Raw genomic sequence first — 3,172 nt, 5'->3', positions numbered from 1 at the left:
GCATTGCAAGCAATGCGCTGCGGCAGAGGGTTCCACCCCTGCACCCCGTTTAGACGCCAAAAGGAGAATGTCGTGGCAATCTGCCATTTCGATGTAAAAGCAGTATCGCGGGCAACGGGCCGAAGCGCCGTTGCTGCTGCTGCTTATCGAACTGGCGAAACGCTCACGAATGACCGGGACGGCGTGACCCACGACTATGCCAAACGCACCGGCGTAGATGGCAAGTTTGTGGTTGTGCCTTCCGGTTGCGAATGGGCGGCTGATCGTTCCAAACTCTGGAACGCTGCCGAAGCTGCCGAGCGCCGCAAAGATGCGAAGGTTGCGCGTGAGTATGTTGTGGCCATTCCGCATGAACTGGATGCTCCGGCCCGTGAAGCCTTGGTGCGTGGTTTTGCGGAAGCCATTGTGGAGCGGTTCGGGGTTGCTGCTGATGTCGCACTCCATGCCCCCGGCAAGGACGGCGACCAGCGCAACCACCACGCCCACATTCTGACCACGACCCGCGTTGTCGAACCGGACGGGCTAGGGGCGAAGACCCGGCAACTGGACGTTGCCAGCACCGCCGCCGCCGAGGTGTCCAGTCTGCGGGAATTGTGGGCCATGCAGTGCAACGAGGCACTGGAAAAGAACCACCAGAAAGCCCGCGTGGAGCCGCGCAGCTATGCCGCGCAGGGAATCGACCGGGTGCCGGGTGTTCACCTTGGGCCGGAAGCCACGGCCATTGAACGTCGGGAGCAGAAAGCACAGGGCCAGAACTACAAACCCCGGACGTTCAAAGCCAAGCAGAACGCGGCCGCAGCGGAGCGCAACGCGGTCATAGACGCGGCCAAGAAACTGATCGACGCGGCGGAGCAGGCAATCACCAGGGCGACCAGTGCCGCCAAAGAAATGGTCGATTGGTTCTCGTCCCTGGCACAATCTGTCGGGTCGGCCGCCATTGAAAAAGAGCAGAAAGAGCGGGCCGAGAAAGAGGCCAGAGAGCGCCAAAAAGCGCAGGAAAGAGCCAAGGAGCAGGAGGCATACAGGAAACGCCTGCAAGAGATCGCCCAGAGGCGAGAGCAGGGCAGGGGGAGAGGTCGAGGCCGCTAGGGTTGCCTTCTTTGGCGTTTCGACCAATCATGCGCCCAGATATGACGAAGGCCCGGAGCGGCAAACTCCGAGCCTTCAGCAAGTCCACCAGCACTACCAAGTGGACCGCCTTTCGCTGAAGACCTAACCCGCATCGGGGCACGTCTTCAAGCCTTAGATGGTCAGCTTGTTGGAGATAACCAACCGTGACCACCGCAATTCAGACCGCCATTCTCAACACCTTCCGCGCTGGACAGATCAGCAGGACGGCCAAAGATGTGCTTCTCATCATCGCCCGCTCTATCCGGCCAGCGTCCTATGAGAGCCTTGCCAAAGCGGCCAAGTGCTCCCGCCGGTCAGTGGCCTACGCTATCCAGCAGGCCGAGCAGCTCGGCATCCTGTGCCGCTCTCACAACCGTATCCGCAGGGGCCGCCGCTGGATGAACGGCTGCAACGGGTATCGGTTCATCATGAAAGCCCTGACGGAAACGCTGGCTTTCCCTTGGTCTCGATCACAGTGCAAACCTTGCACCACGGGTAATGAAGATAAAAAAAATACCCGACATCCGAATCACGATCACAACGAAATGTTGGAAATGATCGCCAAAATAGCCCTCGGAATACCCACCGAGGAGTTGGGTTACAAAGGAAGCCTAGCCTAACCAGCCCCACCCTCACCGATCACAGTGCAAAGCGGGATCCGATCACAGTGCAAAACGGGATTGGCTGGCCTTTTTCTGGCGTTGCACTGTCATCAGAATGGCAGTTTTCTGCCGTTTTCTTCACAGTGCAAAAGCCTTTTGCCGGACACCTCTGTTTTGCTCAGGAAGGGGTGCAGGCTGGGACTGCCTTTAACAATTCGGCCATATATTTTAGCCCGCCATATTCATCTAAAAGTCCTGTAGAGGCTATTTCACGCCAAATCGTCACAGGGTCAGCAAGACGACCGTTTTCAATCCATTGTGCAATCATCTCGTATAGTTTTCGGTGCGGCCCATCAGTGAAATGATCAGGTGTTATGATCTGCTCAATGACGAGATAGCGGCGATTATCAACAAGCAAGGCTCCTAAAATGGCCTGCTCCACCCTATTCGGTTCGCTGTCACTCATGGAATCGCCCACCCGTGAAACTGGCCGTCTTTCCCTACGACGACACACCAACGCGACCCCTTTTCCCCTTTTTCGATGCTGAACCCCGGCAGATTACAAGCTGCCAGCGGTTGCAGATTTCCCATCTCATCAAGGTGCTTTGCCATTGCCCCGCTTTTGGTGTTGGCCCATGACGCAGCGGCATTGGCTTCTATGGCTCGCTTGTATCCGTTGGCGTCACCAGTAGCCCACCCACTGCGGTACATCATCCACCCACCTACGAACCACCCGACACAGACCAGCATGAGCGCGCAGAGGGCCGCGTAGGTCATTAGGCGTGGTTTCGATACTGCGAACGCCTCAGCCGCATCCTCAGCCGTTTTAGAGGCTTTATCGGCGGCCTGTTCGATGATGCGACACTGGTTCTTCTGCTCGGCGTCTAGTCTCTCCATTGTTGCCGTTGTCCGCTGCATAGTTTCCAGCAGATCGGCAAAAAGCTGTTGCCCTCTTTCGGCTCCGGTGGTCACTGATTTTCACCCGAAGCGGAAGGCATAGGAGGGATTTCGTAACCCTCAAAAGCCTTCAAATCGTTTTCGCGGGAAAGTTTCTTTACCAGTTCAATCAAAGCGCGGTTCCAGCTTGGGTTCCTTTTGGCGTTATCCATAAGAAGCCCACCCAGAATGACTTTCCGGCGTGTGTCGAGTTTTCTTTCTTTGACATTGTCTTTTGCCATAGCCGCTTGGATACGAGCCTTTGCCTGCTCGATTTTTTTCTTTTCCTCAGCGACAATTTCAGCGGTCGTTTTTGCCATTTCTTGAAAAATCTCCCCTTGATTCTGAAGGTATCACAAAGAACACTTGACGTCAACCCGTTTATGACGTAGGAATAATAAGGGCGCATCATAGCATTGCAAGCAATGCGCTGCGGCAGAGGGTTCCACCCCTGCACCCCGTTTAGACGCCAAAAGGAGAATGTCGTGGCAATCTGCCATTTCGATGTAAAAGCAGTATCGCGG

At 56.0% G+C, this 3,172-nt stretch carries 5 protein-coding genes; 2 read left to right on the top strand and 3 right to left on the bottom strand.

Translation table 11 applies throughout. From position 1 onward, the window contains the following. The first annotated feature begins 72 nt into the window (after positions 1–72). Positions 73–1,089, top strand: a complete 1,017-nt coding sequence (mobQ, locus tag PY793_RS14010; RefSeq protein WP_275178599.1) for a MobQ family relaxase — start codon at positions 73–75, stop codon at positions 1,087–1,089. Between the two features lie 185 nt (positions 1,090–1,274). Further along, positions 1,275–1,730, top strand: a complete 456-nt coding sequence (locus PY793_RS14005; protein WP_275178598.1) for a hypothetical protein — start codon at positions 1,275–1,277, stop codon at positions 1,728–1,730. Positions 1,731–1,890: 160 nt separating this feature from the next. Here the strand turns inward: PY793_RS14005 and PY793_RS14000 are convergent, their stop codons facing one another. The 3 genes from PY793_RS14000 to PY793_RS13990 are packed head-to-tail and all read right to left on the bottom strand — an operon-like array spanning position 1,891 to position 2,968. Next, positions 1,891–2,178, bottom strand: coding sequence for a DnaB-like helicase N-terminal domain-containing protein (locus PY793_RS14000; protein WP_275178597.1), 288 nt, complete (start codon positions 2,176–2,178; stop codon positions 1,891–1,893). Beyond that, on the bottom strand, positions 2,175–2,684 hold the full coding sequence (locus PY793_RS13995) for a replication protein (RefSeq protein ID WP_275178596.1): 510 nt from the start codon (positions 2,682–2,684) through the stop codon (positions 2,175–2,177). Before PY793_RS13995 ends, PY793_RS14000 begins: the two co-directional genes overlap by 4 nt. Further along, positions 2,681–2,968, bottom strand: a complete 288-nt coding sequence (locus PY793_RS13990) for a mobilization protein (protein ID WP_275178595.1) — start codon at positions 2,966–2,968, stop codon at positions 2,681–2,683. Before PY793_RS13990 ends, PY793_RS13995 begins: the two co-directional genes overlap by 4 nt. Positions 2,969–3,172 lie beyond the last annotated feature (204 nt).

Source organism: Acetobacter fabarum (assembly GCF_029069195.1).
Lineage (GTDB): Bacteria > Pseudomonadota > Alphaproteobacteria > Acetobacterales > Acetobacteraceae > Acetobacter > Acetobacter fabarum_A.
The sequence above is the reverse complement of the archived record's forward strand: the minus strand, read 5'-3'. Positions and strand labels throughout refer to the sequence as shown.